At 72.2% G+C, this 26,351-nt stretch carries 22 protein-coding genes; 17 read left to right on the forward strand and 5 right to left on the reverse strand.

Going from position 1 to position 26,351, the window contains the following annotated elements; all coding sequences use genetic code 11:
- Positions 1-19 precede the first annotated feature (19 nt).
- The 11 genes from ABZ078_RS25515 (at position 20) to cobC (ending at position 15,640) form a co-directional block, all read left to right on the forward strand.
- A complete protein-coding gene (locus tag ABZ078_RS25515) occupies positions 20-961 on the forward strand; it encodes a cobalamin biosynthesis protein (protein ID WP_356578771.1) in 942 nt (313 codons plus the stop codon).
- Positions 958-2,466, forward strand: a complete 1,509-nt coding sequence (locus ABZ078_RS25520; protein WP_356578773.1) for a cobyric acid synthase — start codon at positions 958-960, stop codon at positions 2,464-2,466. Before ABZ078_RS25515 ends, ABZ078_RS25520 begins: the two co-directional genes overlap by 4 nt.
- The gene (gene cobN / locus ABZ078_RS25525) at positions 2,463-6,113 is read left to right on the forward strand and encodes a cobaltochelatase subunit CobN (RefSeq protein ID WP_356578775.1); all 3,651 of its coding nucleotides are present in this window, start codon (positions 2,463-2,465) and stop codon (positions 6,111-6,113) included. The genes ABZ078_RS25520 and cobN overlap by 4 nt, the downstream gene beginning before the upstream one ends.
- Positions 6,114-6,279: 166 nt before the next feature.
- Positions 6,280-8,283, forward strand: coding sequence for a putative cobaltochelatase (locus tag ABZ078_RS25530; RefSeq protein WP_356578777.1), 2,004 nt, complete (start codon positions 6,280-6,282; stop codon positions 8,281-8,283).
- Positions 8,283-8,882 carry a cob(I)yrinic acid a,c-diamide adenosyltransferase gene (cobO, locus tag ABZ078_RS25535; protein WP_356578779.1) on the forward strand — a complete coding sequence of 200 codons (600 nt, stop codon included), beginning with the start codon at positions 8,283-8,285 and terminating at the stop codon, positions 8,880-8,882. The genes ABZ078_RS25530 and cobO overlap by 1 nt, the downstream gene beginning before the upstream one ends.
- Positions 8,876-10,225, forward strand: coding sequence for a cobyrinate a,c-diamide synthase (locus ABZ078_RS25540; RefSeq protein WP_356578781.1), 1,350 nt, complete (start codon positions 8,876-8,878; stop codon positions 10,223-10,225). The genes cobO and ABZ078_RS25540 overlap by 7 nt, the downstream gene beginning before the upstream one ends.
- On the forward strand, positions 10,222-10,953 hold the full coding sequence (gene cobI, locus ABZ078_RS25545) for a precorrin-2 C(20)-methyltransferase (protein ID WP_356578783.1): 732 nt from the start codon (positions 10,222-10,224) through the stop codon (positions 10,951-10,953). Before ABZ078_RS25540 ends, cobI begins: the two co-directional genes overlap by 4 nt.
- A 55-nt stretch (positions 10,954-11,008) precedes the next feature.
- Positions 11,009-11,827, forward strand: coding sequence for a precorrin-4 C(11)-methyltransferase (gene cobM, locus ABZ078_RS25550; RefSeq protein WP_356578785.1), 819 nt, complete (start codon positions 11,009-11,011; stop codon positions 11,825-11,827).
- A 31-nt stretch (positions 11,828-11,858) separates the two neighbouring features.
- On the forward strand, positions 11,859-13,568 hold the full coding sequence (cobJ, locus tag ABZ078_RS25555) for a precorrin-3B C(17)-methyltransferase (RefSeq protein WP_356578787.1): 1,710 nt from the start codon (positions 11,859-11,861) through the stop codon (positions 13,566-13,568).
- A 64-nt stretch (positions 13,569-13,632) separates the two neighbouring features.
- Positions 13,633-14,589 (forward strand): sirohydrochlorin chelatase, encoded by a 957-nt coding sequence (locus tag ABZ078_RS25560; RefSeq protein ID WP_356578789.1) that lies wholly within the window; start codon positions 13,633-13,635, stop codon positions 14,587-14,589.
- Entirely contained in the window at positions 14,579-15,640 is a 1,062-nt protein-coding gene (cobC, locus tag ABZ078_RS25565; protein WP_356578791.1) for an Rv2231c family pyridoxal phosphate-dependent protein CobC, read from the forward strand. The genes ABZ078_RS25560 and cobC overlap by 11 nt, the downstream gene beginning before the upstream one ends.
- A 348-nt stretch (positions 15,641-15,988) precedes the next feature.
- Here the strand turns inward: cobC and ABZ078_RS25570 are convergent, their stop codons facing one another.
- The 5 genes from ABZ078_RS25570 to ABZ078_RS25590 all read right to left on the reverse strand — a co-directional run bounded on the left by ABZ078_RS25570 (position 15,989) and on the right by ABZ078_RS25590 (position 20,762).
- Positions 15,989-16,903: an SCO1860 family LAETG-anchored protein gene (locus ABZ078_RS25570; protein ID WP_356578793.1), complete on the reverse strand. Its 915-nt coding sequence runs from the start codon at positions 16,901-16,903 to the stop codon at positions 15,989-15,991.
- 250 nt (positions 16,904-17,153) lie between these two features.
- Positions 17,154-18,245, reverse strand: coding sequence for an amidohydrolase family protein (locus tag ABZ078_RS25575; protein WP_356578795.1), 1,092 nt, complete (start codon positions 18,243-18,245; stop codon positions 17,154-17,156).
- 21 nt (positions 18,246-18,266) lie between these two features.
- A complete protein-coding gene (locus tag ABZ078_RS25580; RefSeq protein WP_356578796.1) occupies positions 18,267-19,070 on the reverse strand; it encodes an amino acid ABC transporter ATP-binding protein in 804 nt (267 codons plus the stop codon).
- Positions 19,067-19,909: an amino acid ABC transporter permease gene (locus tag ABZ078_RS25585; RefSeq protein WP_356578798.1), complete on the reverse strand. Its 843-nt coding sequence runs from the start codon at positions 19,907-19,909 to the stop codon at positions 19,067-19,069. The genes ABZ078_RS25580 and ABZ078_RS25585 overlap by 4 nt, the downstream gene beginning before the upstream one ends.
- Before the next feature lie 4 nt (positions 19,910-19,913).
- On the reverse strand, positions 19,914-20,762 hold the full coding sequence (locus ABZ078_RS25590; protein WP_356578800.1) for a transporter substrate-binding domain-containing protein: 849 nt from the start codon (positions 20,760-20,762) through the stop codon (positions 19,914-19,916).
- A 238-nt stretch (positions 20,763-21,000) separates the two neighbouring features.
- Between ABZ078_RS25590 and ABZ078_RS25595 the strand changes: the two genes are divergently transcribed.
- The 6 genes from ABZ078_RS25595 (at position 21,001) to thpD (ending at position 26,257) form a co-directional block, all read left to right on the forward strand.
- Positions 21,001-22,101 (forward strand): aminotransferase class V-fold PLP-dependent enzyme, encoded by a 1,101-nt coding sequence (locus tag ABZ078_RS25595; RefSeq protein WP_356578802.1) that lies wholly within the window; start codon positions 21,001-21,003, stop codon positions 22,099-22,101.
- A 165-nt stretch (positions 22,102-22,266) separates the two neighbouring features.
- Complete coding sequence (locus ABZ078_RS25600; RefSeq protein ID WP_356578804.1) at positions 22,267-22,800, forward strand: DinB family protein; 534 nt, start codon at positions 22,267-22,269, stop codon at positions 22,798-22,800.
- Positions 22,801-23,107: 307 nt separating this feature from the next.
- Positions 23,108-23,614, forward strand: coding sequence for a diaminobutyrate acetyltransferase (gene ectA / locus ABZ078_RS25605; RefSeq protein ID WP_356578806.1), 507 nt, complete (start codon positions 23,108-23,110; stop codon positions 23,612-23,614).
- Between the two features lie 34 nt (positions 23,615-23,648).
- Positions 23,649-24,920, forward strand: coding sequence for a diaminobutyrate--2-oxoglutarate transaminase (ectB, locus tag ABZ078_RS25610; RefSeq protein WP_356578807.1), 1,272 nt, complete (start codon positions 23,649-23,651; stop codon positions 24,918-24,920).
- A gap of 28 nt (positions 24,921-24,948) precedes the next feature.
- Positions 24,949-25,353 (forward strand): ectoine synthase, encoded by a 405-nt coding sequence (locus tag ABZ078_RS25615; protein WP_356578809.1) that lies wholly within the window; start codon positions 24,949-24,951, stop codon positions 25,351-25,353.
- A 7-nt stretch (positions 25,354-25,360) separates the two neighbouring features.
- Positions 25,361-26,257, forward strand: a complete 897-nt coding sequence (gene thpD, locus ABZ078_RS25620; RefSeq protein ID WP_356578811.1) for an ectoine hydroxylase — start codon at positions 25,361-25,363, stop codon at positions 26,255-26,257.
- The last annotated feature ends 94 nt before the right edge of the window (positions 26,258-26,351 follow it).

Raw genomic sequence — 26,351 nt, forward strand, 5'->3', positions numbered from 1 at the left:
CCGCGGTCGGCTGACGCCGATGCGTGCCGATCGCGTCTTCGCGTACGGCGCCGCCGCCGGACTTCTCGGTGATCTGCTGCTCGGTGACCCGCGCCGGGGGCATCCGGTCGCCGCGTTCGGGCGCGTCGCCGCTGCCGTCGAGGGTGTGTTGTGGCGCGACCACCGCGCGTGGGGTGCGCTGCACACCGCCGTGTGCGCCGGTGGCGCCGTGGCGCTGGGTGCCGTCGCCTCTCGTGTCGTGCGTCCGTCCCCCGTCGCCTCCGTCGCGCTGACCGGTGCCGCCACCTGGGCGGTCGTCGGCGGGACTTCGCTGGCCCGGGAGGCCCGGATCATCGGGCGCGCGCTGGAGGCGGGGGACGTCGAGGCGGCCCGCGCGCGGCTGCCGCATCTGTGCGGGCGGGATCCGCAGGCGCTGGACGCGGACGGGATCGCGCGGGCCGTGGTGGAGTCCGTCGCCGAGAACACCTCCGACGCGGTCGTGGGGGCGCTGGTGTGGGGGGCCCTCGGGGGTGTGCCGGGGCTGGTCGGGTTCCGGGCCGTGAACACACTCGACGCCATGGTGGGGCACAAGTCGCCCAAGTACCGGCGCTACGGGTGGGCTTCGGCCCGGCTCGACGACGTGGCGGGCTGGCCGGGAGCGCGGCTGACCGCCGTGCTCGCGGCGCTGGCCGGACCGGATCCGCGGGGGGCCGTACGCGCCTGGCGGGCGGACGCGGCCCAGCATCCGAGCCCCAACGCCGGGCCCGTGGAGGCCTCTTTCGCCGGGGCCCTCGGCGTGCGGCTGGGCGGGACGCTCTCCTACGGCGGGCGGGTGGAGCACCGGCCCGTGCTGAACACGCGAGGGCGTGCCGTCGTCACGCCCGACGTCGAACGGGCCGTACGGCTGTCGCGGCGCGTCACCTGGCTCGCGCTCGGGGTGTGCGCCGGTGCGCGGTTGCTGAAGAGGGGGCACAGAGCATGAGCGGTGGACTTCTTGTCGCCGGTACCACTTCCGACGCCGGCAAGAGCGTCGTGACCGCCGGGATCTGCCGGTGGCTGGTGCGGCAGGGCGTCAAGGTCGCGCCCTTCAAGGCGCAGAACATGTCCCTCAACTCGTTCGTGACGAGGGAGGGCGCCGAGATCGGGCGGGCGCAGGCCATGCAGGCGCAGGCCTGCCGGGTCGAACCGACCGCGCTGATGAACCCCGTGCTGCTCAAGCCGGGCGGTGAGCAGAGCAGTCAGGTCGTGCTGCTGGGCAAGCCGGTCGGGGAACTGAGCGCGCGCGGGTATCACGGTGGGCGGCAGCAGCGGCTGCTCGGGACCGTGCTGGACTGTCTGGAGCAGTTGCGGGGCACGTATGACGCGGTGATCTGTGAGGGGGCGGGTTCTCCCGCCGAGATCAACCTGCGGCGGACCGACATCGTCAACATGGGCGTCGCGCGCAGTGCGCGGCTGCCCGTGCTGGTGGTGGGCGACATCGACCGCGGGGGCGTCTTCGCCTCCTTCTTCGGGACCGTGGCGCTCCTTTCACCCGAGGACCAGGAACTCGTCGCGGGATACCTGGTCAACAAGTTCCGCGGGGACGTCGGCCTCCTGGAACCCGGCCTGGACATGCTGCACACCCTCACCGGGCGGCGTACGTACGGCGTGCTGCCGTTCCGGCACGGACTCGGCATCGACGAGGAGGACGGGCTGAGGGTCTCGCTGCGCGGGGCCGTACGGGAATCGCAGGTCTCCTCCCCCGTCGGCGAGGACGTGCTGCGGGTCGCGGTCTGTGCCGTGCCGCTGATGTCCAACTTCACGGACGTGGACGCGCTCGCCGCCGAGCCGGGGGTCGTCGTGCGGTTCGTGGACCGGCCGGAGGAACTGGCCGACGCGGACCTCGTGGTGGTTCCGGGGACCCGGGGGACGGTCCGGGCGCTGGAGTGGCTGCGGGAGCGGGGGCTGGCCGAGGCCCTCGTGCGCAGGGTCGCCGAGCAGCGGCCCGTCCTCGGCATCTGCGGCGGCTTCCAGATCCTCGGCGAGCACATCGAGGACGACGTCGAGAGCCGCAGGGGCCATGTCGACGGGCTCGGCATCCTGCCCGTGCGGGTGCGGTTCGCCCGCGAGAAGACGCTGACCCGTCCCGTGGGCGAGGCTCTCGGGGAGCCCGTCGAGGGGTACGAGATCCACCACGGAGTCGCCGAAGTGACAGGCGGGGAACCCTTCCTGGACGGCTGCCGGGTCGGTCAGACCTGGGGCACGCACTGGCACGGCTCGCTGGAGTCGGACGGTTTCCGGCGGGCCTTCCTGCGTGAGGTGGCCGCCGCCGCGGGCCGCCGCTTCGTGCCGGCCGCCGACACGTCGTTCGCCGCGCTGCGCGAGGAGCAGCTCGACCGGCTCGGAGATCTGATCGAACAGCACGCGGACACGGACGCGCTGTGGCGACTCATCGAGTCGGGCGCGCCGCGAGGACTGCCCTTCATTCCACCGGGAGCGCCCGCATGAGCACTGTGTTGTTGTTGTCGACGGCCGACACGGACCTGCTCGCGGCCCGTGCCTGCGGTGCCGCGTACCGGATCGGCAATCCGACCCGGATCGAGGTGACGTCCGAACTCCCCTCGCTCGTCGCGGGCGCCGACATCGCGGTCGTACGCCTGCTGGGCGGCAAGCGGGCCTGGGAGGACGGGCTCGCCGCGCTCAGGGCGTCCGGCATCCCGACCGTGCTGCTGGGCGGCGAGGCGGTCCCCGACGCCGAGTTGATGGCCGAGTCGTCCGTCCCGGCCGGTGTCGTGGCCGAGGCGCTGAAGTACCTCGTCGAGGGCGGCCCCGCCAACCTCGCCGAACTCGCCCGGTTCCTCTCCGACACCGTGCTGCTGACGGGCGAGGGGTTCGCCGCGCCGCAGCCGATGCCCGAGTACGGCGTCCATGGCGGCCGGGCGCTCCAAGAGGGCCGTCCGACCGTCGGCGTGCTCTTCTACCGGGCGCACGAGCTGAGCGGCAACACCGCCTTCGTGGACACCCTGTGCGACGCCATCGAGGCCCACGGCGCCAACGCCCTTCCCGTGTACTGCGGTTCGCTGCGCGGGGCCGACGCCGGGCTGTACGAGCTCCTGGGGAAGGCCGACGCCCTGGTCGCCACGGTCCTCGCGGCCGGCGGCACGCACGCCTCGCAGGCGTCGGCGGGCGGCGACGAGGAGGCATGGGACATCGGCAGGCTGGCCGAGCTGAACGTCCCCGTGCTGCAGGGGCTGTGCCTGACCTCCGCGCGCGCCGCCTGGGACGCGTCGGACGCCGCGCTGTCCCCCATGGACGCGGCGATGCAGGTCGCGATCCCGGAGTTCGACGGGCGGCTGATCACGGTTCCGTTCTCCTTCAAGGAGCGGGGCCCGGACGACGTGCCCGTGTACGTCGCCGACCCGGAGCGGGCCGGGCGCGTCGCCGGTGTCGCCGTACGGCACGCGCGGCTGAGGCACAAGCCGAACCAGGACAAGAGGCTCGCGCTCGTCTTCACCGCCTACCCGACCAAGCACGCCCGGGTCGGCAACGCGGTCGGCCTGGACACACCCGCCTCGGCGGTACGGGTCCTGGACGCGCTGCGGGACGCCGGGTACGGGCTGACCGAGTACCCGGACAACGGAGACGAGTTGATCCACCGGCTCATCGAGGCCGGCGGTCACGACGTCGAGTGGCTGACCCAGGAGCAGTTGTCCGCCGCGCCCGCGCGCGTGCCGCTCGCCGACTACCGGGCGTGGTTCGACGAGCTCGACCCCGACCTGAGGGGCGCCATGCTGGAGGCGTGGGGGGAGCCGCCGGGTTCGCTGTACGTCGACGGGGAGGACATCGTCCTCGCCTCGCTCCAGTTCGGGAACGTCGTCGTCATGATCCAGCCGCCGCGCGGCTTCGGCGAGAACCCGATCGCGATCTACCACGATCCGGACATGCCGCCGTCGCACCACTACATGGCGGCGTACAGGTGGCTGGAGAACTCCTTCGGCGCGGACGCCGTCGTGCACATGGGCAAGCACGGCACGATGGAGTGGCTGCCGGGCAAGGGGCTCGGGCTGAGCGGCGGTTGCGCGCCGGACGCCGTTCTCGGTGACCTGCCGCTCATCTACCCGTTCATCGTCAACGACCCCGGCGAGGGCACCCAGGCCAAGCGGCGCGGACACGCCACCGTCGTCGACCACCTGGTGCCGCCGATGGCGCGGGCCGACACCTACGGCGACCTGGCCAAGCTGGAGCAGCTGCTCGACGAGTACGCGCTCGTCTCCGACCTGGACCCGACCAAGGCACCGGCCGTGCGCGCCCAGATCTGGACGCTGGTCAAGGCGGCCGAGCTCCACCACGACCTGCGTGTCGACGAGCAGCCGGACGACGACGCGTTCGACGAGTTCGTCATGCACATCGACGGCTATCTGTGCGAGATCAAGGACGTGCAGATCCGCGACGGTCTGCACATCCTCGGTGGCGGTCCGGTCGGTGAGCCGCGCGTGAACCTCGTGCTCGCCGTGCTGCGTGCCTCGCAGGTGTGGGGCGGGCAGGCGAACGCGCTGCCGGGGCTGCGGGCGTCGCTGGCGGACCGTTTCGGGCTCGTCGAGAAGGAGTTGCTCGCCGAGCCGGGGGCGCCGGTCAAGGTGCCGGCGGAGCTGATCGACCTGGTGGAGGGGCCGTCGCGTACGGCCGCCGACGCCATCGACCTGCTGGAGCGGTTGTGCCGGCGGATCGCGGAGGGCATGGAGGCGCGGGACTGGGACGTCACGGCCGTCCCGGCTCTGCTGCGGGAGGTCCTCGGCGCCGAATTCCCCGACGCCGTCGCCGTGCTGGAGTTCGCCTGCACCGAGGTCGTGCCGCGTCTGGCCCGTACGACGGACGAGATCGGCCACATCCTCAAGGCCCTGGACGGCGGTTACGTCCCGGCGGGTCCGTCCGGCTCCCCGACCCGCGGGCTGGTCAACGTCCTGCCGACCGGCCGGAACTTCTACTCCGTCGACCCCAAGGCCATCCCGTCCAGGCTGAGCTGGGAGGTCGGGCAGTCGCTCGCCGACTCGCTCGTGCGGCGGTATCTCCAGGACACGGGCGCGTACCCGAGGTCCGTCGGCCTCACGGTGTGGGGCACCTCCGCGATGCGCACGCAGGGCGACGACATCGCCGAGATCCTCGCGCTGCTGGGCTGCCGTCCGGTGTGGGACGACGCCTCGCGCCGGGTGACCGGCTTCGAGGTGATCCCCCTCGACGAGCTGGGCCGGCCGCGCATCGACGTCACGGTGCGCATCTCCGGGTTCTTCCGGGACGCGTTCCCGCACGTCGTCGGGCTGATCGACGACGCCGTCCGGACGGTGGCGGAGCTGGACGAGCCCGCCGAGCGGAACTTCGTCAAGGCGCACGCCGACGAGGACACCGCCGAGCACGGTGACCGGCGGCGCGCGACGGCCCGTGTCTTCGGCTCCAAGCCGGGCGCTTACGGCGCCGGTCTGCTGCCGCTGATCGACGCCCGGAACTGGCGCTCCGACGCCGACCTGGCCGAGGTGTACGCGGTCTGGGGCGGCTACGCCTACGGGCGCGGGCTCGACGGGCGGGCGGCGCGCGGGGACATGGAGGCCGCGTTCAGGCGGATCGCGATCGCCGCGAAGAACGTCGACACCCGCGAGCACGACCTCGTCGACGCCGACGACTACTTCCAGTACCACGGCGGCATGGTCGCCATGGTGCGGCACCTGACGGGCGCCAACCCCGAGGCGTACGTGGGTGACAGCGCCGTACCGGACCAGGTGAGGACCCGCACCCTCGGCGAGGAGACGCACCGCGTCTTCCGCGCCCGGGTGGTCAACCCGCGCTGGATGGCGGCGATGCGCCGGCACGGCTACAAGGGCGCGTTCGAGATGGCGGCGACCGTGGACTACCTGTTCGGGTACGACGCCACGGCCGGGGTCGTCGACGACTGGATGTACGAGAAGCTCAGCGCCGAGTACGTCTTCGACCCGGAGAACCGGGACTTCATGCGCAAGTCCAACCCATGGGCGCTGAGGGGGATCACGGAGCGCCTGCTGGAAGCAGCGGACCGGGGCCTCTGGGCAGAGCCGGACCAGGACACCCTGGACCGGCTCCGGGCGACCTACCTCGAACTCGAGGGTGATCTGGAGGGAGAAGAGTGATCTCCCCGGAAACCCCCGCAGTGGCAGGGAGCACGTCATCCCGCGCGGTGTCCACGGGTTCGACGGATCACCTCCGCGTCGGCGGAGATCAGAGCAACAGCCTGGCAGCCTCCGCAGCTCGCGGCACCCTGCCATCTCATGAGGCACTCGAAGGAGTGATCGCGGCGTGACTACCCCCTTCCCCTTTACGGCCGTTGTCGGCCAGGACGACCTGCGGCTCGCGCTGCTGCTGAACGCCGTGTCACCGGCGGTCGGCGGCGTGCTGGTGCGCGGCGAGAAGGGCACGGCCAAGTCGACGGCCGTACGGGCGCTTTCGGCGCTGATGCCGCAGGTGCCGGTCGTCCCCGGGTGCCGTTTCTCCTGTGACCCCGGCGCTCCCGACCCCGCGTGCCCGGACGGGCCGCACGAGGCGGGCGCGGGCGCACAGCGCCCGGCCCGTATGGTCGAGCTGCCCGTCGGCGCCTCCGAGGACCGGCTGGTGGGCGCGCTGGACATCGAGCGGGCGCTCGCGGAGGGCGTCAAGGCGTTCGAGCCGGGCCTGCTCGCCGACGCGCACCGCGGCATCCTGTACGTCGACGAGGTCAACCTCCTCCACGACCACCTGGTCGACCTGCTGCTGGACGCCGCCGCGATGGGCGCGTCGTACGTCGAGCGCGAGGGCGTCTCCGTACGGCACGCCGCCCGATTCCTGCTGGTCGGCACCATGAACCCCGAAGAGGGCGAGCTGCGGCCGCAGTTGCTCGACCGGTTCGGGCTGACCGTGGAGGTCGCGGCCTCGCGGGAGCCCGAGCAGCGGGTGGAGGTCGTACGGCGGCGGCTCGCGTACGACGACGACCCGGCCGGGTTCGCGGCCCGCTGGGCGGACGAGGAGGCGGCCGTACGTCAACGCATCGTCGCCGCACGGGAGTTGCTGCCGTCGGTGCGGCTCGGTGACGGGGCGCTGCGGCAGATCGCGGCGACCTGTGCCGCGTTCGAGGTGGACGGGATGCGGGCCGACATCGTGATGGCGCGTACGGCCACCGCCCTGGCCGCGTGGGCCGGGCGCACGGATGTGCTCGCCGAGGATGTGCGGCAGGCGGCGCTGCTCGCGCTGCCGCATCGGCGGCGACGCAATCCCTTCGACGCGCCGGGACTCGACGAGGACAAGCTCGACCAGACGCTGGAGGAGTTCTCCGGGGAGGGTGACGAGGACCCCGATCCGGACGGGCCCGGTGGGGGTGGCGGCGGGCGGCCGCCGCAGGCCGACGGTGGCCCGCAGGGTGGTGACACGGCCGCGCGTCCCGAGGCCGGGGAAGGCGGGGAGCCGCAGCCTTCGGGGGCCGGAGCGGGCGAGCAGCCGGCCGCGCGGGCCTCCGAGCCCTTCCGTGCGAAGGTGCTGAGCGTGCCGGGCATCGGCGAGGGTGCCGCCGGGCGGCGTTCGCGGGCGCGGACGGAGCACGGGCGGACCACCGGGGCCCGGCGTCCCCAGGGGGCGCTGACCAAGCTGCACCTGGCGGCCACCGTGCAGGCGGCCGCGCCGCATCAGCGGGCTCGGGGCCGGTCCGGGCCGGGGCTGGTGGTGCGCCGGGACGATCTGCGGCAGGCCGTGCGGGAAGGACGCGAGGGGAACCTCGTGCTGTTCGTCGTGGACGCCTCCGGGTCGATGGCGGCCCGGCAGCGGATGAGTGCGGTGAAGGGGGCCGTGCTGTCGTTGCTGCTGGACGCGTACCAGCGGCGCGACAAGGTGGGGCTGGTGACGTTCCGGGGGGCGGCCGCCGAGGTGGCGCTGCCGCCGACCTCGTCGGTGGACGCCGCCGCCGCTCGGCTGGAGTCGCTGCCCACGGGTGGCCGTACTCCGCTGGCGGCCGGGCTGCTCAAGGCGCACGAGGTGCTGCGGGTGGAGCGGCTCAGGGATCCGGCTCGGCGGGCGCTCGTCGTGGTCGTGACCGACGGGCGGGCCACGGGTGGGCCGGAGCCGGTCGCGCTCGCGGGGCGGGCCGCCCGGTTGTTCGCGGCCGAGGAGGTCGCGTCCGTGGTCGTGGACTGCGAGTCGGGGCCCGTGCGGCTGGGGCTCGCGGGGCGGCTCGCGGGTGAGCTGGGAGGTACGGCGGTGACGCTGGACGAGTTGCGGGCGGACTCGATCGCCGGGTTGGTCAGGAATGTTCAGGGGACTTCGAGGAGGGCCGCGTAATGCCCAAGGGACAGCCGAGTGTCGTACCGCAGGACGGGCTGACGACGCGACAGCGCCGTAACCGGCCGTTGGTCGTCGTGCACACGGGGGTGGGCAAGGGCAAGTCCACCGCCGCCTTCGGGCTCGCTCTGCGGGCCTGGAACCAGGGATGGCCCATCGGGGTGTTCCAGTTCGTCAAGTCGGCCAAGTGGAAGGTCGGCGAGGAGAACGCGCTGCGGGTGCTGGGGGCGTCCGGGGAGGGCGGGACCGTCGACTGGCACAAGATGGGTGAGGGCTGGTCGTGGGTGCAGCGCGACGATCAGCTGGACAACGAGGAGAAGGCCCGGGAAGGCTGGGAGCAGGTCAAGCGGGACCTCGCCGCCGAGCGGTACAAGCTGTACGTGCTCGACGAGTTCGCGTACCCCCTGCACTGGGGCTGGGTCGACACCGACGAGGTCGTCGACGTGCTGCGCCACCGTCCCGGGACCCAGCATGTCGTGATCACCGGGCGGAACGCGCCCGAGAAGCTGCTCGACTTCGCCGATCTCGTCACCGACATGTCCAAGGTCAAGCACCCGATGGACACCGGTCAGAAGGGCCAGAGAGGCATCGAGTGGTGACGTCCGTGCCCCGGCTGGTCATCGCCGCGCCCTCCTCGGGCAGCGGCAAGACCACCGTTGCCACGGGGTTGATGGCCGCGCTCACCGCGCGGGGGCTGGCCGTGTCCCCGCACAAGGTGGGGCCCGACTACATCGACCCCGGCTACCACGCGCTCGCGACCGGACGGGTGGGGCGCAACCTCGACGCGTACCTGTGCGGGCCGGAGCTGATCGGACCGTTGTTCCTGCACGGGGCGCGAGGCTGTGACCTCGCCGTCGTCGAGGGGGTCATGGGGCTGTACGACGGGGCCGCCAAGGAGGGGGAACTGGCGTCCACCGCGCATGTCGCGAAGCTGCTGCGGGCGCCGGTCGTGCTCGTCGTGGACGCGTCGTCGCAGTCGCGGTCGGTGGCGGCGCTGGTGCACGGGTTCGCGTCCTGGGACCCGGAGGTGCGGATCGGGGGCGTGATCCTGAACAAGGTCGCCTCGGACCGGCACGAGGAGCTGCTGCGGGACGCGTTGGAGGCGACCGGGGTGCCCGTGCTCGGGGTGTTGCGGCGGGCGCCCCAGGTGGACACCCCGTCGCGGCACCTGGGCCTGGTGCCGGTCGCCGAGCGGCGGGCGGAGGCCGTGGAGGCGGTGGCGGCGATGGCCGCGCAGGTGTCCCAGGGGTGCGATCTGGAAGGGTTGCTGGGGCTGGCGCGGAGTGCGGGTGCGTTGACGGGTGAGCCGTGGGAGCCCCCGGTGATCGCCCCGAGCGGACGTGAGGTGGTCGCCGTCGCCGGTGGTCCCGCCTTCACCTTCTCCTACGCCGAGCATGCCGAGCTGCTGGCCGCCGCCGGTGCCGAGGTCGTCCCCTTCGATCCGCTGCGGGACGAGCGACTCCCCGAAGGGACCCGCGGGTTGGTCGTCGGGGGCGGGTTTCCCGAGGTGTACGCCGCCGAGCTGGCCGCCAACGACCCCCTCCGCAAGGCCATCGGTGACTTCGCGTCGAGCGGTGCTCCCGTCGCCGCCGAGTGTGCCGGGCTGCTCTACCTCTGCCGGGAGCTCGACGGGCAGCCCATGTGCGGGGTGCTGGACGCGAGCGCCCGGATGAGCGGGCGGCTCACGCTCGGGTACCGGGACGCCGTCGCCGTGAGCGACAGTGCGCTGGCCGGCGCGGGGACGCGGATGCGGGCGCACGAGTTTCACCGGACCGTCGTCGAGCCGGGCGCGGGGGCGGCGCCGGCCTGGGGTGTGCGTACCCCTGAGCGACGGGTCGAGGGCTTTGTACAGCGGGGCGTGCACGCGAGCTATCTGCACACGCACTGGGCCGCCCGACCCGGTGTCGCCCGTCGGTTCGTGGAGAGGTGCCGCACGTCATGAGCAGCAGGCTGATCGGGGTCGGGGTCGGTCCCGGCGATCCGGAGCTGGTGACCGTCAAGGGCGTCAACGCGCTGCGGGCCGCCGAGGTCGTCGTCGTACCGGTGATGGACAGCGGGGAGCGGGGCCGGGCCGAGGCGACCGTGCTGCACTACGTGCCCGAGGAGAAGGTCGTCCGGGTGGTGTTCGCCCTGAACGAGCGGAGCGACCGGGCGCGGCGTGAGGACGCCTGGGACGCGGCGGGTGAGCGGGTGGCCGAGCTGCTGCGCGGCCATGCCCGCGTCGCCTTCGCGACCATCGGCGACCCCAACGTGTACTCCACCTTCACCTATCTCGCGCAGACCGTCGCCGAGCTGGTGCCGGGGACCGTCGTCGAGACCGTGCCGGGCATCACCGCCATGCAGGATCTCGCCGCGCGGTCGGGTGCCGTGCTGACCGAGGGGACCGAGCCGCTGACGCTCGTGCCCGTCACCGCGGGGGCCGCCGTGCTCAAGGAGGCTCTCGCCGGGCCCGGCACGGTCGTCGCCTACAAGTTCGGCCGGCAGGCGGGCGAGGTCGCCGAGGCGCTGCGGGAGACCGGGCGGATCGGGGACGCGGTGTGGGGGTCGGCGCTCGGGCTGGCGGAGGAGTCGATCCGGCCGGCCGCCGAGCTCGACGACACTCCCCTGCCCTACCTCTCCACGCTCATCGCCCCCGCCCGGCGCGACGGCGGCCGGGGCGGAAAGCTCTGACGCCCACTCCCCTGACCGCCCCCTGCCGACCCCCTGTACGAGAGGACCGATTCCCATGGCCGACGCCCCCACCGGCAAGGTGACCTTCGTCGGTGCCGGCCCCGGCGCCCCCGATCTGCTGACGTTCCGGGCCGCGCGTGCCATCGCGGAGGCCGACGTGGTGATCTGGGCGGCCAGCCTGGTCCAGGCGGAGGTCCTCCAGCACGCGCGTGAGGACGCCGAGATCCTCGACTCGGCGACCATGTCCCTGGAGGACGTCGTCGCCGTGTACGAGCGGGCCCGTGCGGAGGGCCTGCGCGTCGCCCGGATCCACTCCGGTGACCCCGCTCTCTGGGGCGGTACGCAGGAGCAGCTCGACCGGTGTGCCGGGATCGGCATCGAGACCGAGGTCGTGCCCGGGGTCTCGGCGTTCTCCGCCGTCGCCGCGCTCGCCCGGCGGGAGCTGACGATCCCCGAGGTCGCCCAGTCCGTCGTCCTCACCCGGCTGGGGGGCGGCAAGACGCCGATGCCGCCCGGCGAGGAGGTGCGGGAGTTCGCCAGGCACGGGACCACCATGGCGGTCTTCCTGTCGGCCGCCCGGAGCGGGCAGCTCGTACGGGAGCTGCTGGAGGGCGGGTATCCGACGTCCACGCCGGTCGTCGTCGCCTATCAGGCGACCTGGCCGGAGGAACTCGTCGTGAAGTGCACCGTCGGCACGCTGGAGGAGACCGTCAAGGAGCACAAGCTCTGGAAGCACACCCTCTTCCTCGTCGGCCCGGCCCTCGACGCGCACGGCACGCGCTCGCACCTCTACCACCCCGGCCACTTCCACGGGTACCGCAGGGCCGACCCGCAGGCCCGCCGGGCGCTGCGCGAGCGGGGGGCGAGTAAGTGATCACAGGTGTCTGTTCCGAAGGAGTCGCACAGTGATCGGTCTCATTTCCGCCACCGCGGCGGGGGCGGCGGCGCGGGACCGGCTGGCCGCGGCGTGGCCGGACCGCACGCGTGTGTACGGCGGGCCCGTGGCGGACGCCGTACGGCGGGCGTTCGCGGAGTGCGAGCAGGTGGTGTGCTTCCTGGCGACCGGGGCGGTCGTCCGGCTGATCGCCCCGCTGCTGGCCGACAAGGCGGCCGACCCGGGGGTGGTGTGCGTCGACGAGGGCGGGCGGTTCGCCGTGTCGCTGGTCGGCGGGCACGGCGGCGGGGCCAACGAACTCGCCCGTGAGGTCGGGGCGTTGCTGGGCGCCGAGCCGGTGGTGACCACGGCGACGGATGCCGTGGGCCTGCCCGGCCTGGACATGCTGGGGCTGCCGGTGGAGGGTGATGTCGCCGGGGTCTCGCGGGCCTTGCTGGACGGCGAACCGGTGGCGCTGCGGGCCGAGGTGGCCTGGCCGTTGCCGCCGCTGCGGGCCGGCGCCGAGGGGGCGTACGCGATCCGTGTGACGGACCGGCTCGTCGAGCCCGCCGAGCGCGAGGTGGTGCTGCGTCCGCCGTCCCTCGTCGTCGGCGTCGGTGCCTCGAAGGGCGCCCCCGTGGACGAGGTCCTCCGGCTGATCGAGCGGGCGCTGGACGACGCCGGTCTCTCCCCCGCGTCCCTCGCCGAACTCGCCACCGTCGACGCCAAGGCCGGTGAGCCCGGCATCGTCGAGGCCGCCGCCCGGCTCGGCGTCCCCCTCGTCACCCACTCCGCGAAGGAGCTGGCGGCCGTCGAGGTCCCCAACCCCTCCGACGCGCCCCTCACGGCCGTCGGCACCCCCTCCGTCGCCGAGGCCGCCGCCCTGGTGCGCGGCGGTGAACTCCTCGTACCCAAGCGGAAGTCCGAGCGCGCCGACGGACAGCCGGCGAGGGCGACCTGTGCCGTCGTACGGCGTCCTGGACGCGGCCGGCTCGCGGTGGTCGGGCTCGGGCCGGGCGCCCGGGACCTGCTCACGCCGCGGGCCCGGGCGGAGCTGGAGCGGGCCGCCGTGCTCGTCGGTCTCGACCAGTACGTCGACCAGATCCGCGATCTGCTGCGGCCCGGCACCCGGGTGCTGGAGTCGGGGCTCGGCGCGGAGGAGGAGCGGGCCCGGACGGCGGTGGCGGAGGCCCGTAAGGGGCAGGCCGTCGCGCTGATCGGCAGCGGGGACGCGGGCGTGTACGCCATGGCCTCCCCCGCGCTGGCGGAGGCGTCCGACGACATCGACGTGATCGGCGTGCCCGGCGTGACGGCGGCCCTCGCGGCGGCCGCGATCCTGGGCGCCCCGCTCGGCCACGACCACGTGTCCATCAGCCTCTCCGACCTGCACACGCCCTGGGAGGTCATCGAGCGGCGGGTGCGGGCGGCGGCCGAGGCGGACCTCGTGGTCACCTTCTACAATCCGCGTTCGCGCGGCCGGGACTGGCAGTTGTCCAAGGCCCTCGCGATCCTCGCCGGGCACCGCCCGCCGACGACGCCGGTCGGTGTCGTACGGAACGCGTCACGGCCGGACGAGTCCGGTCGGCTCACGACACTGGGCGCCCTGGACCCGGCCACGGTCGACATGATGACGGTCGTGACCGTGGGCAACACGGCGACCCGCACGGTAGCGGGCCGGATGGTGACGCCGCGCGGCTACCGCTGGCAGGAGAGATCACCGGAACAGGAGGGTGCCGAGTGAACCGCGTCGGTCCACCGGCGGACGCCCCGCTGTACCAGCCCGTTTCACACTCCGAGGAGACATCGTGACCACCCCGCCGCCCGCCCTGCTCCTCGCCGGTCACGGCACCCGTGACGACGCCGGAGCCGAGGCGTTCCGCGACTTCGTCCGGGAGCTGGGGCGCCGCCACCCCGAACTGCCCGTCGCGGGCGGCTTCATCGAGCTGTCCCCGCCACCGCTGGGCGAGGCCGTGACCGAGTTGGTCGAGCGGGGCGTACGGCGTTTCGCCGCGGTGCCGCTGATGCTGGTGTCCGCCGGGCACGCCAAGGGCGACATCCCGGCGGCGCTGGCCCGCGAGAAGGAGCGGCACCCGGGGATCTCGTACACCTACGGCCGCCCGCTGGGCCCGCACCCGTCGCTGCTGTCGGTGCTCGAACGACGCCTCGACGACGCGCTCGGCACCGAGGGGCGCACGCCCGGGGACCGGGCCGATGTGACCGTGCTGCTGGTCGGGCGCGGCTCGACCGACCCGGACGCCAACTCCGAGGTGCACAAGGCGGCGCGGCTGCTGTGGGAGGGGCGCGGTTACGCGGGCGTGGAGACGGCGTTCGTGTCGCTGGCGGCGCCGGACGTGCCGAGCGGCCTCGACCGGTGCGCCAGGCTCGGGGCGCGGCGGATCGTCGTCCTCCCGTACTTCCTCTTCACCGGCGTCCTGCCGGACCGCGTGCGGCACCAGGCGGAGGGCTGGGCGGCCGCGCACCCGGAGATCGACGTGCGCTCGGCGGACGTCATCGGTCCGGAGCCGGAACTGCTCGACCTGGTGCTGCAGCGATACGAGGAGGCCGTCGCGGGCGATCTGCGGATGAACTGCGACTCGTGCGTGTACCGCGTCGCGCTGCCCGGCTTCGAGGACAAGGTCGGCATGCCCCAGCAGCCGCACTTCCACCCCGACGACGACGGCCACCACCACGGACACGGCCACGGACAGGGCCACGGCCACGGCCACGGCCACCACCATGGGACCCACTCCCATGCCCACTGAGCCGCACGACCTCCGGCACCACGGCGACGCCGAGGTCCGCGACGACGGCGCGACGCTCGTCGACCTCGCCGTGAACGTCCGCGCGGACACGCCGCCGGTGTGGCTGCGGGAGCGCATCGCGGCGTCGCTGGGCGGGCTCGCGGCCTACCCGGACGGGCGGGCCGCGCGGGCGGCGGTGGCGGCGCGGCACGATCTGCCGGTCGAGCGGGTGCTGCTGACGGCGGGGGCGGCGGAGGCGTTCGTGCTGCTGGCCCGCGCCCTGAAGGTGCGCCGGCCGGTCGTGGTGCACCCGCAGTTCACGGAGCCGGAGGCGGCGCTGCGGGACGCCGGGCACACCGTGGACCGGGTGCTGCTGCGGGAGGCGGACGGCTTCCGGCTCGACCCGGCGGCCGTTCCCGAGGACGCCGACCTGGTGGTGATCGGCAACCCCACGAACCCGACATCGATCCTGCACCGGGCCGATGCCCTCGCCGAACTCGCCCGTCCCGGGCGGACGTTGGTGGTGGACGAGGCGTTCATCGACGCGGTGCCGGGTGAGCGGGAGGCGCTGGCGGGGCGGACGGACGTGCCGGGTCTGGTGGTGCTCCGCAGCCTGACGAAGACCTGGGGGCTGGCCGGGCTGCGGATCGGCTACGTCCTGGCCGCCCCGGAGACCATCGCCGACCTGGAGCGCGCCCAGCCCCTGTGGCCGGTCTCCACGCCCGCGCTCGCCGCCGCGACGGCCTGCGTGTCACCGCCGGCCCTGGCGGAGGCGGCCCACGCGGCCCACCGCATCGCCGCCGACCGGGCCCATCTCGTCGCCGGGCTGGGCGAGTTCGCGTCGGCCGGACTCCGGGTCGTCGAGCCCGCCGAGGGCCCCTTCGTCCTCGTACGACTGCCGGGGGCGGCCACCGTACGCCGACGTCTGCGCGACCTCGGTTTCGCGGTCCGGCGCGGCGACACCTTCCCCGGGCTGGGCGAGGACTGGCTGCGGCTGGCGGTACGGGACCGGGGCACGGCCGACTCGTTCCTGCGGGCGCTGGAACGGGCGCTGACGCCGGCCGGACACTGAGCGCGGGACGCTGCCAGAGCGCGGGGCACACTGCCGGAGCGTGAAAGCGCATCCGGCAGCGGTTGTCGCGGTCCGGCGCAGCCACACCTTCCCCGGGCTCGACGGGGACCGGCTGCGACCGGCAGCACGGGCGGGACCAAGGCACGGCCGACTCGATCCCGCAGGCGCTGGAACGAGCGTGACACCCACCGGGCACCGACATCGGCCGGACACTGAGCGCGGGCACACTGCCGGAGCGCGCGGCACGCTGCCGGAGCTCAGAGCACACTGCCGGAGCGTGAAGGCGGTGCCGAACCGGGCGTGAAAGCGCTGCCGGGTGTGAAAGCGCGTCCGGCAGCGCCCCCGGTCTCAGCCGCGGTTGCGGCGCGCCAGTGCCACCGCTCCCCCGCCCGCGACGAGCAACGCGACCGCGCCGCCCGCGATGTACGGCGTCATGGAGTTGCCGCCGGTCTCGGCGAGGCCCTCGTCGGCGGACTCGCCCTGGGGCTTGACCCCACCCGCCGGCTCGGTGCTCGGGGCGGCCTCCGGCTCGGGCTCGGCCGGGGTCTCGCAGGTCGCCTTCGCCAGGGTCAGGGTGCCCTCGACCTCGGCGACGTTCAGCTTCAAGGGGTCGACGGCGACCTTGAGTTCGAGGGCGGTGGCGGCGGCCGTACGCGACGTGGTCTCCGCCTTGGAGTAGCTCAGCCGCACCTCGCCCACGCCCGGCACCCGGACGTTCGTGGTCCCGCCGGCGGTCAGCGTGACCTTCTTGCCCAGGACGGTGACGTCGCCCAGCAGGTTGGACGAGGCGGTCGGCGTCTTGCCTGCCTCGCAGGTCGCCTTCGAGGTGACCTGGCCGACCTCGATCAGCGACAGGAGCGGCAGTCCGGGGACGTGGACCCTGGCGTCGGCGAGGTTGCTGTACCCCTCGGCCCTGCCGTCGGCGACCGTCGCCTTGGACGAGGCGATCTTCGCGCTCAGCACGCTGAACGGCTTGCCGCCGTCGACGCCGTCCAACCGCGCCGTCAGCGTCGTCTTCTCGGCGCTGCGCGGTGCCTGTACTTCGTTGAGGGAGACCGCGAGCGGGACGTTCACGGTCTTGTTGAGCAGGGAGACGTCGAGCCCGGTACGCAGCACGACGGCGCTCGCGCGGCCCTCGTCACCGGTCGCGTGCGCGGGGCCGGCGACGGCCAGGACCGCGACCGCGGGACCGGCGGTCAGGGCCGTGGCCGTCGCGACGGTGACGAGACGGCGTGCGGGCAGGCGGAAGTTCTTGCCGTTCAAGGTGGGGACCCCCAGAGGAGACTTGCTCGGGACCCGGCAAGAATCGCGCACCGAGAGTGAACCGTCAGCATTCCGCAGGGACTTCACTCCAACGTGGGGTTTCCGTGAACATTTTCGAATCACGCGGCACGGGTGTTCCATGCTTTCACCGTCGCACCGGCGTGTCCGGAGAGCGCGCGGGCCGACGCCCCGGAGCGCGAGACGCAGCGCCCGACGATCCAGGGCGGCACCCTGTCACGCTCCGTCAACGTCAGCCGACCACGCGGCCGTTCAGCACCACCCGTCGAGGCGCCGCCAGCACCCGTACGTCGGCCCGCGGGTCGGACTCGTACACCACGAGGTCCGCCGCCGCCCCCTCCTCCAGACCGGAGCGGCCGAGCCAGGCGCGGGCCGCCCAGGTGGTCGCCGCCAGGGCCTCGACCGGGGGGATGCCGGCGGTGACCAGTTCCGCCACCTCGGCCGCCACCAGGCCGTGCGGCAGGGCGCCACCGGCGTCGGTGCCCACGAAGACCGGGATCCCGGCGTCGTAGGCGGAGCGGACCGTGTCGTAGCGGCGTTCGTGGAGCCGGCGCATATGGGCCGACCAGCGGGGGAACTTCGACTCGCCGCCGTCGGCCAGCTTCGGGAAGGTCGCGATGTTCACGAGCGTGGGGACGATCGCCACGCCGCGCTCGGCGAACAGCGGGATCAGTTCCTCGGTCAGGCCCGTGGCGTGTTCGATGCAGTCGATGCCCGACTCGACCAGGTCCTGGAGGGAGTCCTCCGAGAAGCAGTGCGCGGTGACCCGGGCGCCCAGGCGGTGCGCCTGAGCGATGGCCGCCTCGACCGCCTCGCGCGGCCAGGTGGGCGCCAGGTCCCCGAGGTCGCGGTCGATCCAGTCGCCGACCAGCTTCACCCAGCCGTCGCCGCGCCGGGCCTCCTGGGCGACGTAGGCGACCAGGTCGTCCGGTTCGATCTCGTGGGCGTAGCCGCGGATGTAGCGGCGGGTGCGGGCGATGTGCCGGCCCGCCCTGATGATCTTCGGCAGGTCCTCGCGGTCGTCGACCCAGCGGGTGTCGGAGGGCGAACCGGCGTCGCGGATCAGCAGGGCGCCCGCGTCGCGGTCGGTCAGGGCCTGCCGCTCGGCGACGTCCTTGTCGACCGGGCCGTGCGCGCCCAGACCCACATGGCAGTGCGCGTCGACGAGGCCGGGCAGGGCCCAGCCCTGGACGGTGCGGATGTCGCGGGCGCCGGCCGGGCGGTCGTACGAGACCCGGCCGGCGACGACCCACAGCTCGTCCCGGACGTCGTCGGGGCCGACGAGGACCCGACCCTTCACGTGCAGCACCGTGCGATCGCTCATGCACTGCACCCTAGTGAGCGGCTAGTCGCCCTTGCCCACCTGGTCGGAGGTCTCCTCCTCCACCTCCGCCATCGCCGGGTCGAGGAGGCGGGAGAGGAAGTGACGGGTGCGTTCGTGCCGGGGGTCGCCGATGACCTGCTCGGGGGTGCCGTCCTCGACGATCACGCCGCCGTCCATGAAGACGACCCGGTCGGCGACCTCGCGCGCGAAGGTCATCTCGTGGGTGACGACCATCATCGTCATGCCCTCGTCGGCGAGCATGCGCATGACGGCGAGGACGTCGCCCACGAGCTCCGGGTCGAGCGCCGAGGTCGGCTCGTCGAAGAGCATCACCTCCGGGCCCATGGCGAGCGCGCGGGCGATGGCCACGCGCTGCTGCTGGCCGCCGGAGAGGGAGGACGGGTACGCCGTCGCCTTCTCCGCGAGGCCGACCCGCTCCAGGTTCTCGGCGGCGACCTTCGCGGCCGTCGCCTTGTCCCGCCCCAGCACCCGGCGCTGCGGGAGGGTGAGGTTCTCGGTCACCGTGAGGTGCGGGAACAGGTTGAACTGCTGGAAGACCATGCCGATACGGCGGCGTACGGCGTCGATGTCGACGTCCGGGTCGGTGAGTTCGGTGCCGCCGACGAAGACCTGGCCCTTGGTGGGCTCCTCAAGGAGGTTCACGCAGCGCAGCAGCGTCGACTTGCCCGAGCCGGACGGGCCGATGACGCAGACGACCTCGCCCTGCCCGATCTCCAGGTCGATGCCGCGCAGCACCTGGTTGTCGCCGAAGGACTTGTGCAGGTCGCGGACCTGGATCTCCGCCCCGGTACTGGTGGTACTCACTTGACGGCCTCCTGGGCCTTGGCCTCCATACGGCGTACGACGAAGCCGAGCGGGATCGTGACCAGCAGATAGCACAGGCCCGCGACCAGGATCGGCGTGGAGTTGGCGGTCTGGCTGGCCAGGTCGCGGCCGAACTTCGACAGTTCGCGTTCCTCCAGTGTCACGCCGAGGAACAGCACCAGCGAGGAGTCCTTGAAGAGCAGGACGAGTTCGTTGGTCAGCGGCGGGAGGATGATCCGGAACGCCTGCGGGATGATGATCGAGACCATGGCGCGGGCGGGCGAGAAGCCGAGCGAGCGCGCCGCCTCCATCTGCCCCTTGGGCACCGCCTGGATGCCCGCGCGGATCGTCTCCGCCATGTACGCGGCGGCGACCAGGCCGAGCGCGAGCGCGACCTTGCCGTAGGTGCCGCCCGGGATCTCGGTGCCGGGGAAGGCCAGTGGCACGGCGACGCCGATGAAGATGAAGATCAGCAGGGCGGGCAGACCGCGGAAGATCTCGATGTAGACGCCGGCGATCCAGCGGTACGGCCCCACGGACGACAGCCGCATCAGCGCGATCACCATGCCGAGGACCAGTCCGACGGCGAAGCCGGACAGGGTGTACAGCACGGTGTTCTTCAGCGCGAGGGTGATGACCTCGGGGAACATCTGCTCCGCGATGGCCTTCTGCGCGAACTGGTTCCGCAGCCGGTCCCAGTCGGCCGCGACCGCGAAGGCGATCACGGCCGCGACGAAGACGACGTACTGGGCGCCGCGCGACAGACTGCGCTTCTGGCGCCGGGTCAGGCCCTTCTTCCTCGGCTGGAGTGCCGTGTCCTTGCCGGTGGTGTCCGCCATGGGGTCAGGCGGCGGGCGAGGCAGAGGCGGCGGACACGTCGTAGGGGCCGATCCACTGCTCGTACAGCTTCTTGTACGTGCCGTCGGCCTTGGCGTCCTTGATCGCCTTGTTGATGGCCTCGCGGAGCTTGGTGTTGCCCTTCTTCACCGTGAAGCCGTACTGCTCGCCGGTGTTGATCTGCTCGGCGACCTGGAAGGCGTCGGCGTTGGCCTTGTCCTTCAGCCAGCCCTGGACGACCGGGTAGTCGATGACGACGGCCTGGACCTGGCCGGTGCGCAGGCCGTTGAGGACGGCGTCGGAGGACTCGAAGGAGACGGGGTCCAGGCCCTTGCTGTTGGCGTAGTCCTCGCCGGTCGTCTGTGCCTGGGCGCCGACCTTCTTGCCCTTGAGGCCCGCGAAGGAGGAGATGCCGCTCCTCTTGTCGACGAGGACGGCCTGGGTGGCCTCGAAGTACGGGTCCGAGAAGTCGACGTTCTTCTTGCGCTCCTCGGTGATGGTCATGCCGGCGGCGGCGAGGTCGCACTGCCCGGCGTTGAGGGAGCCGCCGGTCTTGAAGTTCTCGAAGGGCTGGTCGACGATGTCCTGCCGCACGCCCAGGTCCTTGGCGACCAGGTCGATCAGCGCCACGTCGAAGCCCTGCACCTTGCCGTCGATCTCCGACTGGAAGGGCGGGTACGGCAGGTGGGTGCAGGTGGTGAGCCGGCCCGCCTTGACGACTTCGACGCCGCCGGCCGCGGTCTTCGTGCCACCGCCGCCGCTGTCGCCGGAGGAGCAGCCGGCCACGAGCACCAGCCCGGCCGTCGCGGTGGTGGCGGCCAGAACGCGGGTCCGGCGCCCGAGGGTCGTCTTCACGGGGAGCCTCCTTGAGGGAACTGTAGGTTCCGATTATAAGGAGAAGTTTGGGATCCTCAAACCAAACCGTTGGTTTGAGGGCGGTTCGACCTAAGAAGTCGGGAGGGGGCGGGGTGCCCAGGGGCGGCGGGGGCGGCGGGGGTGCCCGGTTACGCTCGTGATCGTCGGCCCCGGAAGCAACCGGAACGGCCGGAGCAACCGGAGCAACCGGAACGAAGAGAGCGAAGAGAGTCCCGCCGTGACCCACCCCTTCCTGGACCTGGCGCCGCTGAGCGCCGCCCGTTTCGCCGCCATCGAGGACCGGGTGGCGCGGCTGCTCGGGACCGGGCAGGACGTCGTGATCATGCAGGGGGAGGCGCTGCTGCCGCTGGAGGGGGCGATCCGGGGGACGGCCGGGCCCGGCACGACCGCGCTGAACGTGATCACCGGTCCGTACGGGCAGACCTTCGGCGACTGGTTGCGGGACTGCGGCGCGACCGTGATCGATCTGGCGGTGCCCTTCCACACGGCGGTCACGGCGGACCAGATCCGAGAGGCCTTCGCCGAGCATCCGGAGATCGACTTCGTGTCCCTGGTGCACGCGGAGGCGGCGACCGGCAACACCAATCCCGTCGCGGCGATCGGCGAGGTGGTGCGGGAGCACGGGGCGCTGTTCTATCTGGACGCGGTGGCGTCGATCGGCGCCGAGCCGGTGCTGCCGGACGCGTGGGGTGTGGACCTGTGCGTGATCGGGGCGCAGAAGGCGATGGGCGGGCCGGCCGGGGTGTCGGCGGTGTCGGTGAGCGAGCGGGCGTGGGCGCGGATGGCGGCGAATCCTGGGGCGCCGCGACGGTCGTATCTGTCGCTGCTGGACTGGAAGGAGCGGTGGATCGACGGCGGGCGTACGGCCCTGCCGCACGCGCCCGCGCAGCTGGAGATGCTGGCGCTGGAGGCGTGCGTCGAGCGCATCGAGGCGGACGGGTTGGAGACGGTGATGGCGCGGCACCGGGCCGCGGCGCGGGCGACTCGGGCCGGGGCGCTGGCGCTGGGCGGGGGGCTCGAACCGTACGTCCACGACGCGGGGGATGCCGCTCCGGTCGCCACGACGCTGCGGGTACCGGAGGGGGTGGTGGCGTCGGAGGCGGTGGCTCGGGTGCTGGCTTCCGAGCCGGGATTGCCGCTGGCGGCGGGGGGAGGGGCGTTGGCCGGGGAGATGATCCGGGTCAATCACTACGGGGTGGACGCGACGGTGGGGGCGGTGCGGGGGTGTGTGGCCGCGCTGGGGGCTGTGCTGGCGGAGAAGGGGCTGGGTGTGGATGGGGAGGGGGCGTTGCGGGCGGTGGACACGGCATGGCGGTAACGGATCCCCGACCCCGCCGCCCCTACCTGTCCCCTCCCGAAGGGGCCGCCGCCCCTTCGACCCCGACCAGGGGGCTGCCGCCCCCGCACCCTGAACCCCCGCTCCGGCCCTGAACGGGCCTCGTCCCCAAACACCGGCCGGGCTGGGTCAGTCATGCTTGCCCCCATGACCATCGACACACCCACACACCTCCCCGACGGCCGCCCCGTCCCCCTCATGACCGGCGACGAGCGCCCCATGCTCGAAAGCTGGCTCGACTTCCATCGGGCCACGCTGGAGCTCAAGTGCGCGGGGCTGAGCGACGCGCAGTTACGGCTCCGTTCCGTCGGGCCGTCGGAACTGACCCTGCTCGGGCTGGTGCAGCACCTCGCCGAGTGTGAGCGGAACTGGTTTCAGCGGGTGGTGGGCGGCATCGGCGTACCGGCGGTGTACGGGGAGGGGAACGAGAGCGGGTACGTCCTCGACCCGGGGCGTGGGCCGGAGGAGGCGCTCGCGGTGTGGCGGCGGGAGGTCGCGCGGGGGCGTGAGATCTGTGCCGGGCGGTCGTTGGAGAGCGTGGGGCGCATCGCGGACGGGCCCATGGTCGGCGTCGAGGTGAGTCTGCGGTGGGTGCTCATTCACATGATCGAGGAGTACGCGCGGCACAACGGTCACGCCGACATTCTGCGGGAGTGCATCGACGGAGTTACCGGAGCCTGAATTCGGCGTAATTCTGGAATTCCTTTCCAAGGTAGCTTCCCAGGTCTCTTCTGCCCGCTTTCGCCGGTCCTAAACGCAAAGATTTCGCGAACACCAACCGGAGTAATTCGGACGGGCCTCACGGGAGTTACATCGCTGTGACGCGTTCCACATCGCGCCCTTTTTGTGCGGTATTAACCGGACAAACCTGAGCGAGTCGCATCCCTCTCGCCCCAGTCCTCACGCCCGCGCGATAACACATCCCGCCCTCATACGTAACCCCTCACGGCCATGCAATTTCGAATTTCCCTCGGTAAATTCAATTCGCATGACTGCCGCACAAGCAGACCTGCAAATCGACCGTCCGGCGGTGGCCGACGGGGCCGCGCTGTGGCGTATTGCCAGAGACTCGAAGGCCCTCGACCTCAACTCGTCGTACAGCTATCTGCTGTGGTGCCGCGACTTCGCCGGCACGTCGGCCGTCGCCCGCGACGAGCGCGGGGAGCCGGTCGGCTTCGTCACCGGGTACGTACGGCCGCAGCGTCCGCAGACCCTGCTCGTCTGGCAGGTGGCCGTGGACGACGCCCACCGCGGGCGGGGCATCGCCGCCGCGCTGCTCGACGGGCTCGTCGCACGCGTCGCCGGCGAGTACGGCGTCACCAGCGTCGAGACCACCATCACCCCCGGCAACACCGCCTCCGAGCGCCTGTTCGGCTCCTTCGCCGAACGGCACGGCGCCGCCCTGGAACGCGAGGTGCTGTTCCCCACCAGCCTGTTCCCGGACGGACCGCACGACCCCGAAGTCCTGTACCGCATCGGCCCCCTCTCCCTCTGAACCTCTCCCCCCACGCATCGAGGAGCGATTCGTCGTGACCATCACCCAGCCCGACCTCAGTGTCTTCGAGACCCTGGAGTCCGAGGTGCGCAGCTACTGCCGCGGCTGGCCCACCGTCTTCGACCGTGCGCGAGGCAGCCGCATGTACGACGAGGACGGCCACGAGTATCTGGACTTCTTCGCCGGGGCCGGCTCACTGAACTACGGGCACAACAACCCGGTCCTCAAACGCGCGTTGATCGACTACCTGGAGCGGGACGGCGTCACGCACGGGCTCGACATGTCCACCAGCGCCAAGCGGGCGTTCCTGGAGTCCTTCCAGAACCTCGTGCTGCGGCCGCGCGATCTGCCGTACAAGGTCATGTTCCCCGGACCCACCGGCACCAACGCCGTCGAGTCGGCGCTCAAGCTGGCGCGGAAGGTGAAGGGGCGCGAGGCGATCGTGTCGTTCACCAACGCCTTCCACGGCATGTCGCTGGGCTCGCTCGCCGTGACCGGCAACGCGTTCAAGCGGGCCGGCGCCGGCATCCCGCTGGTGCACGGCACGCCCATGCCGTTCGACAACTACTTCGACGGCCAGGTCCCGGACTTCCTGTGGTTCGAGCGGCTGCTGGAGGACCAGGGCTCCGGGCTCAACAAGCCGGCCGCCGTGATCGTGGAGACCGTGCAGGGCGAGGGCGGCATCAACGTCGCCCGCCCGGAGTGGCTGCGGGCGCTCGCCGACCTGTGCGAGCGGCAGGACATGCTGCTCATCGTCGACGACATCCAGATGGGGTGCGGCCGGACCGGTGCCTTCTTCTCGTTCGAGGAGGCGGGCATCACCCCGGACATCGTCACCGTGTCGAAGTCGATCAGCGGGTACGGACTGCCCATGTCGCTGTGCCTGTTCAAGCCCGAGCTGGACATCTGGGAGCCGGGCGAGCACAACGGCACCTTCCGCGGCAACAACCCCGCCTTCGTCACGGCCACCGCCGCCCTGGAGACGTACTGGGCGGACGGGTCCGCGATGGAGAAGCAGACCCGCACACGCGGCGAGCAGGTCGAGCAGGCGCTCATCTCCATCACCGAGGAGAACCTCGCCGACGTGAAGGAGTACCGCGGGCGCGGGCTCGTGTGGGGCATGGAGTTCCACGACAAGGAGCGCGCCGGACGGGTGGCGCACCGCGCCTTCGAGCTCGGGCTGCTCATCGAGACGTCGGGCCCCGAGAGCGAGGTCGTGAAGCTGCTCCCGGCGCTCACCGTCACCCCGGAGGAGCTGGACGAGGGGCTCAGCGTCCTCGCCCGCTCCGTCCGGGAAACCATCTGAAACACCACCTAGGAGGCATCGCAGCACCGTGATCGTCCGTTCGTTCAAGGAGATCGAAGGCACCGACCGGCATGTGAAGGCCGCGTCAGGCACCTGGGAGAGCAAACGCATCATCCTCGCCAAGGAGCGGGTCGGCTTCTCGCTCCACGAGACGATCCTGTACGCGGGTACGGAGACGTCGATGTGGTACGCGAACCACATCGAGGCCGTCGTCTGCGTCGAGGGCGAGGCCGAACTGACCGACGACGAGACCGGGCAGAAGTACACGATCACGCCCGGAACGATGTACCTGCTCGACGGTCATGAGCGGCACACGATGCGGATCAAGGAGGACTTCCGCTGCCTCTGTGTCTTCAACCCGCCCGTGACCGGCCGGGAGGACCACGACGAGAACGGCGTGTACCCGCTGCTCACCGAGCCCGAGGAGGTGTGAGAACCCCATGACGACAACGTCCACCGTCACCGATCTCTACCCCAGCCGCGGCGCCACCGAGGTGGCGACCCCGCGTCAGGACCCTGTCGTGTGGGGCGCCCCCGACACGCCCGGCCCGATCACGGCGACCGACCTCCAGTCGTACGAGCGTGACGGCTTCCTCGCCATCGACCAGCTCATCACCGACGACGAGGTGGCCGTCTACCGGCAGGAGCTGGAGCGGCTGGTCACCGACCCGGCGATCCGCATGGACGAGCGGTCGATCATCGAGCCGAAGTCCAAGGAGATCCGGTCGGTCTTCGAAGTGCACAGGATCAGCGAGGTGTTCGCGAACCTGGTCCGTGACGAGCGGGTCGTCGGGCGGGCGCGGCAGATCCTCGGCTCGGACGTGTACGTCCACCAGTCGCGGATCAACGTCAAGCCGGGCTTCGGGGCCAGTGGCTTCTACTGGCACTCCGACTTCGAGACCTGGCACGCCGAGGACGGTCTGCCGAACATGCGGACCGTGTCGGTCTCGATCGCCCTGACCGAGAACTACGACACCAACGGCGGGCTCATGATCATGCCCGGCTCGCACAGGACCTTCCTCGGGTGTGCGGGGGCCACGCCGAAGGACAACTACAAGAAGTCCCTCCAGATGCAGGACGCGGGCACGCCGTCCGACGAGGCGCTGACCAAGATGGCCTCCGAATACGGCATCAAGCTCTTCACGGGCAGGGCCGGTTCGGCGACCTGGTTCGACTGCAACTGCATGCACGGCTCCGGGGACAACATCACGCCGTTCCCGCGCAGCAACGTGTTCATCGTGTTCAACAGCGTGGAGAACGCGGCCGTCGAGCCCTTCGCGGCTCCGGTACGGCGGCCGGAGTTCATCGGTGCCAGGGACTTCACCCCGGTGAAGTGACCGACACCTGTGAGGTGACCCCACTTCGGTGAGGTGCCCTCACGGCGACGAACGGCGACGCGGCCCGTTCCGTACCTTCCGTACGGCGGGCCGC

It is taken from the genome of Streptomyces sp. NPDC006385 (assembly GCF_040612485.1).
In the GTDB taxonomy this organism is placed as follows: Bacteria; Actinomycetota; Actinomycetes; order Streptomycetales; family Streptomycetaceae; genus Streptomyces.